This window comes from Aestuariivivens insulae (genome assembly GCF_022662195.1).
In the GTDB taxonomy this organism is placed as follows: domain Bacteria; phylum Bacteroidota; class Bacteroidia; order Flavobacteriales; family Flavobacteriaceae; genus Aestuariivivens; species Aestuariivivens insulae.
The window spans coordinates 34966-50739 of the sequence record NZ_JAKMCS010000023.1 but is presented as its reverse complement, the minus strand read 5'-3'; the positions used below and the strand labels follow the sequence as shown (position 1 = coordinate 50739).

Sequence of the window (15774 nt, the reverse complement as noted above, 5' to 3'; positions counted from 1 at the left end):
CTGGAAGTGAAAAATCGACTTCTAAATACAGACCATGGAAATTGGTGTGGAAAACCGAAAAGCCAAATCGGTCTCAAGCCCTAATCTTGGAGCGAAAACTAAAAAATCTATCTAAAGAACGCACCAAAGCGTTCATAGAAAAATATCAAGACTAAATGGAAGCTATGACGTTTGCATAGGCAAAGTCATGATGCTGATCGTAGCATCAGCATTCGAGTCTTCTCGTGCGCACTACAACAAAAAACTTTAACATTTTCCTTAGTTCATGTTGACTTTGCATTATAACAGATAGTTTTAAGCATATTTAACAACAATTGTTATTTTTCTGAATTGACGGACAAGGAACAGTGCCATACGAACAGAACACACAACAATCTCCTTTTTTGGGCTTTATTATTTTTTTACAATTATCACATTCATAAAAAAACTGACAAGCATTCAACGGCATAGCTTCTACTCTTTTGTATCCGCAATTTGGACAAGTAATTTCAGATTTAAATATAATGTCCATTTGTTTGTGTTTTTATTGGTTCTGCTTTAATCCATTAATATAGACACCTTCCCTGTTTCTTTCTCACCAACCTTAGCTTATGCACTCTTAAAATTATTATTGAACAGCATTCAATTGGTTATAAAACGCCCTGTAGTTCGAATTATTGGGGTATAAATCGACCAATCGTTTAGCTATGTTTTTTGCCTTTTCTACCTCATTGTTCTTAGAATAAATATAAGCTAGAATGTACAACATGCTTTCATCCTGTGGTGACTTTTTAAATCCTTTTAAAGCTGTAGATTCAGCCTTGTTTAATTGATTGGCCTTATCATACAATAAGCTTAAATTGTAATAGGGTCTTATATTATCTGGCATATACTTTATGGCCAATTCCATTTGGACTATAGCATCTTCTACCCTATTTAATTCGGCTAACAGCAAACCATATGAGTAATACGTTTGTCCGTATTCGGGTTCTTGGGTTATAATGGTTTTAAACGCCTGCTCGGCATTTGCAAAATCACCATTTCTATAATATAAGTTAGCTAGGTTAGTCCTTGCTATGTTGTTGGTGTTATCAATCTCTAAGGCCGCTTCATAAGATGCTATAGCATCAAGTAGTTTTCCTTGTTTTAAATAATAATTACCTTGCTTTACTTTTCCTCCTACAAAATCTGAAGTTACTTTTAAATTGGTTTCAAACTCCTTTTTAACCTTTTTGTACACAGCTTTGTAGGGTTCAGGTATTAAGGCTTCATCCAAGCTTCCCAATGCAAAAAACGCTTTTACCCTAACCGAACGTTTTTCATCTTCCAACAATGGCAAAAGATAGTTAACATAATCGGCTGCATTGATTTCCCCTAAAACATCTAATGATGCGCCTCTTACCAGTGGCGATTCATCTTTTAGAAAATGCAACAAATTATCTATAACCTGGGGATCTGCATAGTTGGTCATCACGTTAACAGCTGATGCCCTTGCGATTTCCGGATAAATAGTATCCTTGGCCAACTCCAATAAATGGTTTAAGCCTCCTGCTTCACCTCGCAATCCCGGTGCAAGCAAATCGGAGAAATGCTTGTGCTTAGGCTTACCATAGAGCTTAACATAAGCCTCCCAGGCCCATTGGTTATCCTTGTCTTTATGACATTGAACGCAGGCATTAGGCGTATCATATTTAAGGCTTTGATCTGGTCTGGGAATCCTAAAACTATGGTCTCGCCTAAAATCATTACCCATATAATATCTTCCTGCCATGTGGCAATTAATACATTTTGAACTTTCGGTTCCTGTGGGGTGAAAATGATGTTTGGGCGTATCGTAAGTTTCCGGAACATGACATTGGGCGCAAAGCTTATTGCCTTCAAATTTAAGCTTTAATGAATGCGGATCATGACAGTTGGTACAAGTGACATCATTATGGTACATTTTACTTTGTACAAAAGAACCATACACATAGTCCTCATCTAAAATTTGGCCATCTGGATAATAGACATTCTCCACAATTAATTGCGGAAAATAATGATCGAGCATACTCCCTTCAAAATTGTAATATTCAGAGATTTGCTCCCTACGCATATGGCATCTGGCACAAGCATCTACCAGCGCCTTAGGCTTAGTTTGTGATGTCATTTTTAAATCTCCGTTGCCCTTATAGTCTTTTCCAAGTGACCTCGCCGCTTCTACATGGTCTTTTCCAGGTCCATGGCAAGCTTCACAGTTAACATTAATAAGGGCATACTTGGTATCGTAGCCATGCGTAGCCTCATCGTAGTTTTTTCTAACATTGGTAGAATGGCAATCGGCACACATATTATTCCAATTCAACCCTCCTCTGGACCAATGCAACCACTCGGAATGCACCACTTTAAAATCGGGGTATAAATCGAACCACTTATGCTTTTTGGTATCCCAGGCGGTTCTTAGGCATTGAAATCGGCCATTGGGAAATTTAACGATATATTGCTGCAATGGTGTAACCCCAAAAGTATATTCAATTTTATAGTCGTGGTACTTGCCATCGGGGCCTTCGGTATTAACAAAATAAGCGCTCCCTTCTTTATAAAACCTTGACTTCACCCCTTGGCTTTTATACTCAATACCATTGAAATTACCCAAGACAGTTGAGTCCGTAGCAACTTGCATGGCCTTGTCATGATGGGAACCTTGCCAATAGTCATGTTCCTTGGCGTGACACGTTTTACAACTGGCATCTCCCAAGAAATGATCGTCTGGAATTAACTGAGTTGAAGCAAACGTTTTCTTATCTAATTCACTAACAGCAGTATAACTATTCTTTTTCTTGTTACAAGAAGCCATACTAACTAATAGTAGTACAATAACAAGCCTAAAAAAATGGCGTTCTTTAAATATTTTCAATGTATTGATTAATTTTTGAAATGCTTTTGAAGCCCAATAAGTTCAGTAACCAAAAATACTTGCTTTTAGCGCATTAAACAAAGAAAAGAAGTTATAAATACCAAACTTCAGCATAAAAGAATTAATGACTAAAATTTTTGGAAAAATGCGTTTTTAAGTCACATTAACTTTAGAATTCACAATGCAACGCATGTCTTTAATTGCACTATGTTCAACAATTAATCAATAATATTTGTATTTTTGTTTAAAAATAAGCATAAAACAATGAACAATATTCAGGTTAATTTTAGCATTAAAGATCTTGAAAACTTAACAGGAATAAAAGCCCATACCATTAGAATATGGGAAAAACGCTATAACTTATTAAGCCCAAACAGGTCTGAGACCAATATTAGGAATTACAGTACAGAAAGCTTACAAAAGCTCCTAAATATCTCGTACCTAAACAATAATGGGCTTAAAATATCAAAAATTGCGAATTTAAAAGAAGAGGAAATCCCTATAAAGGTAAGGGAGATAGCTTCACGATCAAAAATAGAAGACCATGCGATAAATGCACTTAAAATGGCCATGATAAATTTTGATCAAGTATTGCTTTACAACACCTATAATAACCTGATAGAGAACAGGACTTTTAACGAGATTTTTTACACTGTTTTTCTCCCCTTATTGGATGAAATTGGACTCCTTTGGCAAACCAATACCATAACCCCTGCCCATGAACATTTTTTATCCATTCATATAAAACAAAAGATTTTATTAAACATAGAACGCTTGCAAATTCTGGAGCCCAAGCCCATTTCAAAAACCTTTGTGCTTTTTCTACCAGATAATGAAATACATGATATAGGGCTTTTATTTATTAACTATCAATTGCGCAGTAAAGGCTACCACACTATCTTTTTAGGTGAAAGTGTTCCCATGCCAAGTTTACTGGATCTACATGAATATTTTGAAGATATAACGTTTATATCCTATTTTACGGTACAGCCTGAGATTGATACAATACCTGAATATATAAATGAGTTTAACGACCTATTGCTTAAAAAGGATAATACTAAATTACATATTTTGGGTCCTAAATTAGCCGATGTCCCCCATTTTATGTTGCCTTCAAAAGTTTCAATCTTTAATTCCATTGAAAGCTTGGTGAACGAATTTTGATATAGATTTGTTTTTTGTTTAACTTATACATATATTTGTTAAACAAAATGAAATCGACAGTCAATATAATAGGTTCAGGATTTGCATCGCTTGCAGCGTCTTGCTATTTAGCACAGGCAGGATACAGTGTTACCGTATTTGAAAAAAACAGTACCATTGGCGGACGTGCAAGACAGTTGAAGAAAGATGGGTTCTCATTTGATATAGGCCCCACCTGGTACTGGATGCCCGATGTATTTGAACGTTTCTTTTCAGACTTTAACAAAAAACCATCCAACTATTATACATTAGAAAAACTAAACCCAGCATATAGTGTTTACTTTGGAAAGAACGATTATATAACCATTGAAGACACTTTAGAAAAAATTGCTGCTACTTTTGAAACAGAAGAGCCCGGTAGTTCAAACTTACTATATGGATTTATTGAAAAGGCAAAAAGTAACTACAATATAGCCATAAAAGATTTAGTGTATAAGCCTGGTTTATCTCCAATTGAGCTCATTACTCCCCAAACCATTAATAAACTAAACCAATTCTTTGGAACCATAAAAAAAGACGTTAGGAAAGCCTTTAAAAATGAACGTTTAGTTAAAATATTAGAGTTTCCCGTATTATTCCTAGGAGCCAAACCTTCAGATACACCATCATTTTATAGCTTTATGAATTATGCCGATTTTGGTCTTGGCACATTTCATCCCAAAAAAGGCATGTATCAAGTGATATTGGCATTACAAAACTTAGCGCATGAGTTAGGTGTAAAGATTAAAACCGATAGTCCTGTTGAACAAATTATCGTTGAAAATGGCAAGGCTCTAGGCATAGTTAGTAATGGAACAACCTATACCTCTGATATTGTTTTAAGTGGTGCCGATTACCATCATTCGGAAACACTTTTGGAACCTGAGTATAGGCAATATTCTGAATCCTATTGGAACAATAAAACCTTTGCGCCTTCATCCTTATTGTTCTATGTAGGCTTCGATAAAAAGCTAAAGCACGTTAATCACCATACCTTGTTTTTTGACACCGATTTCGATTCGCACGCTAAAGCCATATACGACGAACCTTCATGGCCCAAAAATCCATTATTCTACGCCAGTTTCCCCAGCATAACAGATACTAGTGTGGCTCCCAACGGAAATGAAGCTGGTATCTTTTTAATTCCATTGGCACCCGGACTAGAGGATACAGAAGCATTAAGAGACCATTATTTTAATAAAATCATAAACCGTTTTGAAGATTTAACCAAGCAAAAAGTAAAACAACATATCCTATTTAAAGAGAGTTTTTGCGTTAACGATTTTATAAAAGATTATAACTCATACAAAGGCAATGCTTATGGCATGGCCAATACCCTATTACAAACTGCTTTTTTAAGACCCAAATTAAAAAGCAAAAAAGTAAAGAACTTATTTTTTACGGGGCAACTAACTGTTCCGGGGCCAGGAGTTCCCCCTGCCCTAATATCGGGCAAGCTAGCCGCTAATTTAATAACCAAATACCATAGTTAAGCTTATGAAATGAGCCATAACAACTCTTGATACTCACCGAGATGATTATTGGCGAAACCGAAGGTTCACGAACACATTAAATGTGAGTAATTACATCTGACCGATGAAAACAATAAAATTTAAACAAATGAAATCTTTATTCGACACCGTATCCTATAACTGTAGTAAACTGGTCACTAAAACCTACAGCACGTCCTTTTCATTGGCCACTAAAATGCTTAGTAAGTCCATTAGAAATGACATTTACAATATCTATGGCTTTGTACGTTGTGCCGACGAAATAGTAGATTCGTTTCACGACTATGACAAAGAGCGACTGTTCAATACTTTTTCAGATGATTTAGAATGTGCCTTACGAGATAAAATCAGTTTAAACCCCATATTAAATGCCTTTCAGCATACCTACCACAAGTACCATATCGACAAACCATTAGTTGATGCCTTTATGGCCAGTATGCGATTGGATTTACACAAAACCGATTACTTAACCGATGAGGAATACAAAGCCTATATCTATGGTTCGGCAGATGTGGTTGGCCTTATGTGCCTAAAAGTTTTTGTTAAAGGTGATAACGAAAAATATAATGCCCTTAAAGAGAGTGCCATGTCACTAGGCTCCGCATTTCAGAAAGTGAATTTTTTACGGGACTTAAAAGCCGATTTCGACGGATTGAACAGAACTTATTTCCCCAACACCGATTTAAACAATTTAGATGAAGCTTCCAAAAAAGAGATTATCGAAGACATTGAACATGATTTTAAAAAAGGGTTAAACGGCATAAAAAAACTACCTGTAGAAGCTAAATTTGGCGTATTTATGGCCTATAGGTATTACCGACAGTTATTAAAAAAATTGAAAAAAACGCCAGCCCTACAAATTAAAAACTCCCGTATAAGGGTAGCAAACCATAAGAAGGTTGAGCTTTTAATGCGTAGCTATGTAAAATACCAATTAAATTTATTGTAAATTAAAACCATGCAAACACTTTACTGGATACTTGTTTTTTTAGGTACTTACTGCTTTATGGAGTTTATGGCTTGGTTTACCCATAAGTATATTATGCATGGTTTTTTATGGCACTTACATAAAGACCATCACCAAAAAGACCATAACAGTTGGTTCGAACGCAACGATGTTTTTTTTGCCTTTTATGCCGTTGTTAGTATAGGGTTCTTTTTACTTTGGAAATACGACATACTTTGGGCTGGATTACCAATTGGCCTTGGTATTTTTGCATACGGCCTTTCCTATTTTCTGGTTCACGATATTTTTATCCACCAACGCTTTAAACTCTTTAGAAATGCCAATAACTGGTATGCCAAAGGCGTTAGGCGCGCCCATAAAATACACCATAAACACTTAGGTAAAGATGATGGAGAGTGCTTCGGCATGTTGTTTGTTCCCTTTAAATACTTCAAAAAGCAATAAATGAATTATTTATACCTATTGTTAAACTTGGGGTCCCTGTCCATTCCTTTTCTATTTAGTTTCCATCCTAAGCTAAAATTCTACAAACTCTGGAAACCGCTCTTTAAAGGGATTTTTGTTAGTATGCTCCTATTTATTCCGTGGGACATTATTTTTACTGTTAACGAATTTTGGGGGTTTAATGACAGTTACCTTTTGGGGCTAAAGCTATTTCACTTACCTATTGAAGAATGGCTGTTCTTTATCTGTATTCCCTATGCTTGCGTATTTACCCACGAGGCCCTTTTGTATTATTTTCCAAAAATGATACTACCCACTAGCGTTACAAAAGCTGTAAGCCTTGTCCTCATTATCAGTCTAGCGATCTTAGCAATATCCAATTATAACAAATGGTACACTTTTATAAACTTTACCGTAGCTTCAATACTGTTGGTAATCGTGGTCATTAAAAACCTAGCATTACTAAAAACATTTTACCTAACGTTTTTAGTCATGCTTATTCCCTTTTTTGTAGTAAACGGCATATTAACAGGAAGTTTTATTAAAGATGAAGTGGTCTGGTACAACAATAGCGAAAACCTACACATAAGGCTATTTACCATCCCCGTAGAAGATGTCGCTTATGCCTTTTCCCTTATTCTTTTATGTTTATTGGTGATGAAACAAACCCAAAAAAACAAACAATTAACCTAATTAATTGGTTTAATAAACACAAGCTAATTTACAAATGCTAATAAATTAAAGCAATGTTAGGTTGAGCCTTTCGACTGCGCTCAAGGTGACACATGTATTGATTAGACATCTAAAAATAACATATCAAAACATTAACAATCTAATCAAACTAATTAACCACATTCACAGGGCTACCGTTCATAAAATCCCGAAAATTTTCTATAGCAACATGCATTAAACGTTGCCTGGCCTCTATGGGAGCCCAAGCAATATGTGGTGTAATGATACAGTTCTTAGCGTTGAGCAGCGGATTATCGGCCGTAATGGGTTCTTTTGAAACCACATCCACAGCAGCACAATACACTTTTCCAGTGTGTAATGCATTGGCCAAATCTTCTTCAACCACCAAACCGCCCCTGGAAGTATTGATAAGCATCACACCGTCTTTCATCTTATTAATATTTCCTGTATTAATAATGCCTTGGGTGCTTTCAAAAAGCGGACAGTGCAGACTTATAATATCCGATTGGGCAAACAACGCATCAAGCGTTACCCCTTTACAGGTCTCGGTTTCCAATTCCGGTTTCTTAGTTCTATTATAAAACAACACCTTCAACCCAAAGGCTTGAGCTAATTTAGCCGTTTCTTGCCCTATACGTCCAAATCCAATAATGCCCATGGTTTTTCCGTGCAACTCGATTAATGGAAAGTTCCAAAAACAAAAGTCTGGCGACTGCACCCAATCCCCATTTTTAACAGCAATATTATGATCTCCCACACGATGGCACATTTCCAACAATAGGGCCATTGTAAATTGTGCTACCGAAACTGTACTATAAGCAGGTACATTGGTTACCGTAATGCCCAATTGGCTCGCAGCTTCAACATCTACCACATTATAACCCGTTGCCAAAACACCTATATATTTTAAATGTTTACACTTAATAAGCACTTCTTTAGGTAACGGTGTTTTATTGGTGAAAACTATCTCTGCCGTACCTATGTTATCAATAATGGCGACATTGTTATAAACCGTCCTATCATAAACGGACACTTCTCCAAATGGCGATAAGGGTTCCCAGCTTAAATCACCTGGGTTTAAGGTATAACCATCCAAAACTACGATCTTCAAAATAGTGTGCTTTTAAATTGAAGAGGCAAGCTACTAAAAGGCTATGGGTTTTCAAAAATATTTCCCATTCTTTAGAACTTTGCCTTTACTATATAACGATTGGTATCATTACTAAACCCAAAAATTTGGAATTGGCATATTATTAGCTTATTTTTCCTGCTAACTATAGGACATCTTTTTACTAAAACCAGCTTATAATTAAAACAAAGCACTGTAATAGATGTGATTAGCCATTGAACCAATATCCTATTTTATTTAAAATCTATGGAGCTTGACCTTTTAGTAGAGCAATTTAAGCAACAGGACGAAAAAGCTTTCGAGTCGCTTTACAATATGTACAGCACCAGCATGCATGGTGTAATAAACAATATTGTAAGGGATACCGAAATAGCTAACGAGGTCATGCAAGATGTGTTTATAAAAGCCTGGCACAACGCCGGTACTTATTCTGCTGAAAAAGGGCGCTTTTTTACCTGGATTTTAAATATTGCCAGAAATGCCGCCATAGATAAAACACGATCTAAAAGTTTTAAAAACGCAAAGCAAAACCTTAATGCCGATTTTTTCGTAGACATTATAGAAACCCATGAAAGCTTAAATGATAAAACCGATGCCATAGGTATAGGTAAGTTCATAAAAAAGCTTGCCAAAAAGTGTGTTGAAGTTATCGAATTGCTTTACTTTAAAGGGTATACCCAAAACGAAGCTTCCGAAGCCCTAAACATGCCCATTGGTACCATAAAGACCAGAAACAGAAATTGTATTAAAGAATTAAGGGCCATTGTGTTAACATAAATGGATATAAAAGCTTACATAGAATCCGGAATTTTAGAGCTGTACGTAGCAGGAGCGCTTTCAGAAAAAGAAAATATGGAAGTGCATGCGCTCATGCAGGAACATCCTGAAATACTACAAGAAGTTTTAGAGATTGAAAAAGCCATAACACAATTAACTGCTGCTACTTCTCGCGACAAAGATCAAGCCGCACTAGAAAACATAAAAGAACGATTAGGATTTAATCCAAAAGTAATTCCTATCACCAAACCCAAATACAACTGGGTAACCTATACCGGCTGGGCTGCATCTGTAATTCTTACTTTGGGACTGTTTTGGACCATTAACAAAAACAAACAGCTTTCATCCGATATTCAAACCGTCACCATAGAAAAGTCGTATTTAGAACAACAAATTGAAGCGGCCAATACCAATTTAAACGATGCCAAAACCTTAATCTCTGTTTTACGCGACGATAATATCACCCAAGTCCCTCTGGCAGGCCAAGGTAATTTTGCCCAAACCTATGCCAAAGTCTATTGGGACAAAGACCAGCAACGTATCTTTTTAGATGCGGCCGGACTTCCCGAGCCTCCTGCAGGCAAGGTATACCAGGTATGGTCGCTTACCTTAAATCCGCTCACACCAGTAAGTTTAGGTACTTTGGATAGTTTTATTACCGACGACAATAAGATTTTCGAAATCGAAAACCTAAACCAAAGTGAAGCCTTTGGTATTACCTTAGAACCAGAAGGTGGTAGTGAATCCCCAACCATGGAACAGCTATATACTTTAGGTGTTGTGGCGACCACATCTTAATTTTGCAACAAATACAATTAGAGCTTTACAATGGAAAGGTTATTCTAAATAACGATGAGCACATACACTAATTAGCTGAGAGTTCTGAATAGATTGAAAATATTTTATTGATACACAGTAAGTTACATGAGATTTAGTTCTAAAATTGTAACAAAACACATACTTGCCGTCTTATTATTAAAATATTCATCAATCAAAAATATAAATGAAATACTTAAAACTTCTCACACTGCTTGCTTTTATCAGCGTAAATTTAAATGCACAGAAATCATATTTAGAAAATAATAATCCAGAAAATGACGTCTATGTCATAAAGAATGTGAATGTAATTCCAATGACAGAGAATAATAAAGTCATTGAAAATGCAACAGTTGTAATTCATAATAAGAAAATACAATCAATAAACGATTTCATTCCAACCAATGCTATAACAATTGATGGAACAGGAAAATGGCTCATTCCCGGGTTAATTGATATGCACGTTCACAACCTAGCGGATGGACCTTATATATCTTATCCTACAAGAGGTCCCGCAATACATTTTGATACTCAAAATTTTATGACACTTTACGTGGCAAATGGAGTTACTACTGTATTTGAACTAAGCGCAAGAGCAGAACATATAGGACAACGAAACGAAATAATAAGAGGCGATGTTATAGGTCCAAAAATTGCTTTAGCCGCATTAATAGACGGAAACAATGCAAACATGACTGCAACAACACCCTATGATGGAAGGCAAACCGTTAGACTTGCAAAAGGCGAAGGTTATGAGTTCATAAAAGTATATTCACAATTGAACAAAGAAACTTTTAAAGCGATTATAGATGAAGCAGAAAAGCAAAAAATGAAAGTTGTTGGACATATACCAAATAAATTTAAGAACAATACAGAAGAAGCTATTGTTCCGCATTTTGGTTTGGTTGCACATGCTGAAGAGTTTTCTAAACAAACCGACATATTAACTTATGAAGAAGCTGAAAGATTCGCGAAAATGTGTAAAAAGAATGATACTTGGTTAATTCCTAATTTATCTAATCTTGTTTCCATAGCAAAGCAAGCACGCTCGTTAGATAGTGTTCAAAACCTTGAAAGTTTCAAATATGTGCACCCTCTAATGCAAAGCAAATGGTTAGTATCCAATCAATACAATCAAGGCACAAATGCTGAACGTATTGCTTACTTCGATGAACTTGTTGATTTCCACATTAAAATTGTTAAGGCTTTTAAAAAAGAGGGAGTCCATCTATTAGCTGGGACAGATGCAGGAACATCGGGTATCGTATGGGGATTTTCACTTCATAATGAATTGAAGCTTTTAACAGAAGCTGGTTTAAAAAATGAAGAAGCCCTAGCCTCTGCCACACGTTTAGCTGCTGAATGGCTAGAAATTGACGACAAAATAGGAACAATCGAAACAGGTAAATTTGCTGATTTAGTTTTATTAGATAAAAATCCTTTAGAAAACATTAACAATACGAGCAAAATTTCTGGAGTATTTGTAAATGGTAAATGGCTTGATAAAAGTACTATTAACACAATGCTTACAAAATTAGCTAAATGGAACAATGATAATAAAGGAAAATATAATTGGAAAGAGGTTATAAAAAAAATAAGAGATAATAAATAAAACTATGCCTAATAACAATGAATGCTATAGCAAAAGATAAAATTGAAACTTGAAAAACCCGTTTCAACAAAAAGCAAAAGTGCCCACAATATAGCAGACACTTTCACCAACAAATAATCAAAAAACACTACAACAAACCCTCAAATTTGTGTTGTTAATTGCTTAAAAATTATAGGTAACAGTCCCCCTTATAAAAAATGGGGTGCCTGGTGTAAAATGAATTTCCTCAACGGGTTGTGATTCATTTTGCAATCTAGACTCTGTAGCAAATTGTGTTTCATTCCATGCTGTATTAAATAGGTTTTCAACAACTACCCCCAATGTAATATTGTTAAAGCTATAATTAGCATTCAAGTCGGTTACCAAATAGCCTGCTGCTACGATACTATTATCTTCATTGGCTGGCCTATCATCGATATACCTGTATTTAATACTTCCCGAAAACCTGTTGTTTCCTTTTACAGACAAACCGCCAACCAAAGTTAAATCTGGTGCTAATGGTATATAATTTTCTCCTTTTGGACTGTCTTTACTTCTTGCTTTGGTTATGGTAACATCGGTATCGAAGAACAACCAATCGGTAAGTTGGTAATGCATGCCTAAATCAAGACCTAAACGTTCTGTCTTCCCGCTAGGCTCTACAATTCCTGCATCTCCTACATAAACAAATTCCTGTTCTAAAAATAAGTACCATGCTGCTGTGTTTATCATCAATTTTGGTATAGGTTTCCAGATATTCCCAAAATCTACACCATAAGCACGGGGTAAAATATTGTTTTCTTGATTTGTAACGGCTACCCTAGCATCATTAGAATGAAAACCTATTCCAGATTTTAAAAACCATTGTAAATTAGTATTGGCATTAAAAAATAAGTTAAGCTTCGGACTAATAACGGACTTGGTTTCAAATTGCGTTTTACTTTTGTTTTCTAATTTGTCGTTATATATGAACTTAAAATAATCAAATCGTAAAGATGGTGATAACGTAAAAGCCCCAAAATCCAACTCTGTACTAATAAATGTCCCCAAATTGGTTTGGTTTATATCCCCTAATTTTACCCGATTGTTTATTATGGTTTTATTTATCGTTCTAGATAGCTCATTATTATTAGAAATATCGTGCCTTAAACTTAAACCATATTTTATATTTAATGGTGTTCCTCCTAAAAATGAATCTGTTGAAAATATTGTATTTATGCCAAATAGATTTCTATTTTCCTTTTGTTTAATTTGATCACCGTTTACTGGATCTTCTAAAAAGAAGGTGAAATTAGAATATAGCTCAAAATTATAATTGGAATAAAATGTATTGGCTTTGAATGTGGTATAATCTGAAATTTGCTTTGTATACCCTAAGTTTAAATTGGTTCGAGAGGTTAGCCCTCCTTCAGTATCATCAATAGCACCGAAACGGGATATACGTCCAGCATCAACTTCGCGTTGTGGTATTTGTCCCGAGGCATCCCATCGACTGGTAAAATGTGAGGCCGTCAATGATAATTTATCATTATTTTGGGTGTACAAAACATACTTACCAAATAAATTGAGTCTGTTAAAATTCTGTGGTGATTCATAAGGGCCATCTCCAGATAAATACTCCAAAGCCATATATGCATTTTGCCGCTTTACGTTTTCCAATAAATTAAAGATCCCCAATGTACGTATGGTATTAAATTGTCCAGCACCTATTGAAATGGAACTTTCCTTTATGTAATCCTTTGTAGCAAAATTGATGTAACCTGCCGTATTAAAATCGCCTTCTTTTGCATAATAAGGCCCCTTTCCAAAACTTATATTATTTATGGTTTCTGGAATTAAAAAGTGTAAGTCGCTGTAACCTTGACCATGGGCATGGGAAACCATATTAACTGGAATACCATCAACCGATAAAGCCACATCTGTACCATGATCTACATCAAAACCTCTAAGAAATAACTGTTCTGCTTTTCCCCCTCCAGCATGCTGGCCTGTAATTAATCCTGGAACTTTTCTTAATATGTCCTGCGAAGAATTTACTGGGTTTACCGCCAAATCCAATTTTGCAACAGTATTTAATGCATTTATCTGCTCTGAAATAACCAATTCATCTAATTGAAAAGATTTTTCTGCTAGAACAATCCTCATAGTTTCCGTTATCCTTTCTACAATTACAATATTATTATTGTACCCTAGTAGTCCAACTTTTATTGAATCGCCTACTTTTGTTTTATTTATTATAAACATGCCATTTTCTAAACTATGGGCATGACTTTTAGAACTCAAATTATATACAAAAGCACCTTCCAATGGTAGATTGTCATTATTTACAACCAAACCTTTTAATTGTTGTCCATAATTAGTATTGGCCATGACTAAAGTCAATAAAAAAATAAATATTTTAGAACAATCTTTAATCATTATAATTTTTGATTTTTTATATATTCTTGATTTTTTTCGCCATTAATGGCCCCAATTCAAAGGTACTTTCCAGTAATTCTCTCTTAAGGGCCTTCGCTTCTGTTAGCTTTCCATTGTCCTTATATATTTTAGCTAAATGAAATAGAACATCGGGTTCAAAAGTTTTACCAACCACATGGGTTTCCATAATATTTAATGCCTCACTTTTATTGCCATGGTTATAATAGGCCCAAGCCAATAAATCGTAGGATTGCGGTGTGGGTCTATTTTTAATTTCTTCCAAAGCTATTTTGGCTGCTTCTTGAGGCACGTTATAATCCTCGGCATAAACAAGTGCGTTATATTTATTATACATCACCCCATAATCTTTACGCTTAACAGCATTGGTATAGGCTTTTAAATACTGTTCTTTTGCATTTAAATCCCCCATATATTCTGCAATCTCTGCTTTTAACAAATGATAATCTGGCGAATTATGGGATTGCGACACCGCATTTAGAATTCGTAAGGCCTCCTTGGGGTTTCGCTCATGTGAATAAACAATCCAAGCTATTCCTTTTTTGGCATAGGCATCATTGGGGTTTAGTTCTAGTGCCTTAAGGTAATGGTTATACGCGTTTTGAATTTGTCCATCATGTCCATAATAATCTGCCAAGTTAGTATAGCTCCACTGCATGAGGCTTTTATAGTTTGAAGCTTCGGCTATTTCCAAAGCCTTTTTTAAATAGAGAATAGCATGGTCTAAATCGCCTTCGTGATCACTCCATTTAGATAAGCGAATAAGAAAATCGAAATCTTTATAGTTTTCAATTTTATCCAAATAGGCTTTAGCTTCTTTTGTATTGCCCAATTCCAGATGCACATCAAAGCACATCTTTTGTGTTGCCAGTAGCTTTTCGCCATTGCCCTCTGCTGTGTTCAATAACTCAAGTGCTTCTTTAAAACGGTGTTGTGCAATGTAGTTTCTGGCCAATGCCCTTAAATAGGCTGCTGTTGCAAACCCTGTTCTTGTATTGGCTTCAATAAGTTTTTTTTCAGCATCAATTAAAGCTTCAATATTTCCTGTTTCGTTAAATATTAGAGTTTGAGATGCTGCTGCCTTGACTAAATAAGGAAACTGATTTGAATCTTTTTCTAGCTTTTTTTCCCAAAATTCAAGGTCTTCGTAAGCCAATTGCAGCATCTCGTTCTCCACTACTTCCAAGTATTTATTGTAATCTGCCTGGTTTGTTATGAGTTTTGGCTCTTTATCACAACTGCTAAGTAATAAGGCCATACATGCTATAAGTGAGTATATAGATTTCATGTGTTAATGTTTTTTGTTATTTATTGGTCATCCTTCGACAAGCTCAGGGCATCTAACATACTAACTAT

The 15774-nt window shown here is 35.4% G+C and carries 14 protein-coding genes; 9 read left to right on the top strand and 5 right to left on the bottom strand.

The window, feature by feature from the left end:
• A partial coding sequence (locus MR062_RS17780) for a GIY-YIG nuclease family protein (protein ID WP_394800552.1) occupies positions 1–155 on the top strand: 155 nt, incomplete at its 5' end.
• 149 nt (positions 156–304) lie between these two features.
• On the opposite strand, the gene MR062_RS17275 is transcribed toward MR062_RS17780, so the two are convergent.
• Both MR062_RS17275 and MR062_RS17270 read right to left on the bottom strand, forming a co-directional pair.
• Positions 305–511, bottom strand: coding sequence for a GDCCVxC domain-containing (seleno)protein (locus MR062_RS17275; RefSeq protein ID WP_242206626.1), 207 nt, complete (start codon positions 509–511; stop codon positions 305–307).
• A gap of 96 nt (positions 512–607) precedes the next feature.
• On the bottom strand, positions 608–2872 hold the full coding sequence (locus MR062_RS17270) for a tetratricopeptide repeat protein (protein ID WP_242206624.1): 2265 nt from the start codon (positions 2870–2872) through the stop codon (positions 608–610).
• Between the two features lie 264 nt (positions 2873–3136).
• Between MR062_RS17270 and MR062_RS17265 the strand changes: the two genes are divergently transcribed.
• The 5 genes from MR062_RS17265 to MR062_RS17245 all read left to right on the top strand — a co-directional run bounded on the left by MR062_RS17265 (position 3137) and on the right by MR062_RS17245 (position 7669).
• Positions 3137–4036 carry a MerR family transcriptional regulator gene (locus MR062_RS17265; RefSeq protein ID WP_242206622.1) on the top strand — a complete coding sequence of 300 codons (900 nt, stop codon included), beginning with the start codon at positions 3137–3139 and terminating at the stop codon, positions 4034–4036.
• A gap of 47 nt (positions 4037–4083) precedes the next feature.
• Entirely contained in the window at positions 4084–5547 is a 1464-nt protein-coding gene (locus tag MR062_RS17260; RefSeq protein WP_242206620.1) for a phytoene desaturase family protein, read from the top strand.
• A gap of 127 nt (positions 5548–5674) precedes the next feature.
• Complete coding sequence (locus MR062_RS17255; protein ID WP_242206618.1) at positions 5675–6514, top strand: phytoene/squalene synthase family protein; 840 nt, start codon at positions 5675–5677, stop codon at positions 6512–6514.
• A 9-nt stretch (positions 6515–6523) separates the two neighbouring features.
• Positions 6524–6976, top strand: coding sequence for a sterol desaturase family protein (locus MR062_RS17250; protein ID WP_242206616.1), 453 nt, complete (start codon positions 6524–6526; stop codon positions 6974–6976).
• Entirely contained in the window at positions 6977–7669 is a 693-nt protein-coding gene (locus MR062_RS17245) for a lycopene cyclase domain-containing protein (protein ID WP_242206614.1), read from the top strand.
• Positions 7670–7817: 148 nt separating this feature from the next.
• On the opposite strand, the gene MR062_RS17240 is transcribed toward MR062_RS17245, so the two are convergent.
• The gene (locus tag MR062_RS17240; RefSeq protein WP_242206612.1) at positions 7818–8780 is read right to left on the bottom strand and encodes a D-2-hydroxyacid dehydrogenase; all 963 of its coding nucleotides are present in this window, start codon (positions 8778–8780) and stop codon (positions 7818–7820) included.
• A gap of 264 nt (positions 8781–9044) precedes the next feature.
• Between MR062_RS17240 and MR062_RS17235 the strand changes: the two genes are divergently transcribed.
• The 3 genes from MR062_RS17235 (at position 9045) to MR062_RS17225 (ending at position 12003) form a co-directional block, all read left to right on the top strand.
• Complete coding sequence (locus MR062_RS17235; RefSeq protein ID WP_242206610.1) at positions 9045–9575, top strand: RNA polymerase sigma factor; 531 nt, start codon at positions 9045–9047, stop codon at positions 9573–9575.
• Positions 9576–10373: an anti-sigma factor gene (locus MR062_RS17230; protein WP_242206608.1), complete on the top strand. Its 798-nt coding sequence runs from the start codon at positions 9576–9578 to the stop codon at positions 10371–10373.
• Between the two features lie 205 nt (positions 10374–10578).
• A complete protein-coding gene (locus MR062_RS17225) occupies positions 10579–12003 on the top strand; it encodes an amidohydrolase family protein (protein ID WP_242206606.1) in 1425 nt (474 codons plus the stop codon).
• A 162-nt stretch (positions 12004–12165) separates the two neighbouring features.
• Here MR062_RS17225 and MR062_RS17220 read toward each other — a convergent pair whose 3' ends face one another.
• Positions 12166–14400 (bottom strand): TonB-dependent receptor, encoded by a 2235-nt coding sequence (locus MR062_RS17220; RefSeq protein ID WP_242206604.1) that lies wholly within the window; start codon positions 14398–14400, stop codon positions 12166–12168.
• A 16-nt stretch (positions 14401–14416) separates the two neighbouring features.
• Positions 14417–15706 carry a tetratricopeptide repeat protein gene (locus tag MR062_RS17215; protein ID WP_242206602.1) on the bottom strand — a complete coding sequence of 430 codons (1290 nt, stop codon included), beginning with the start codon at positions 15704–15706 and terminating at the stop codon, positions 14417–14419.
• Positions 15707–15774: the final 68 nt, after the last annotated feature.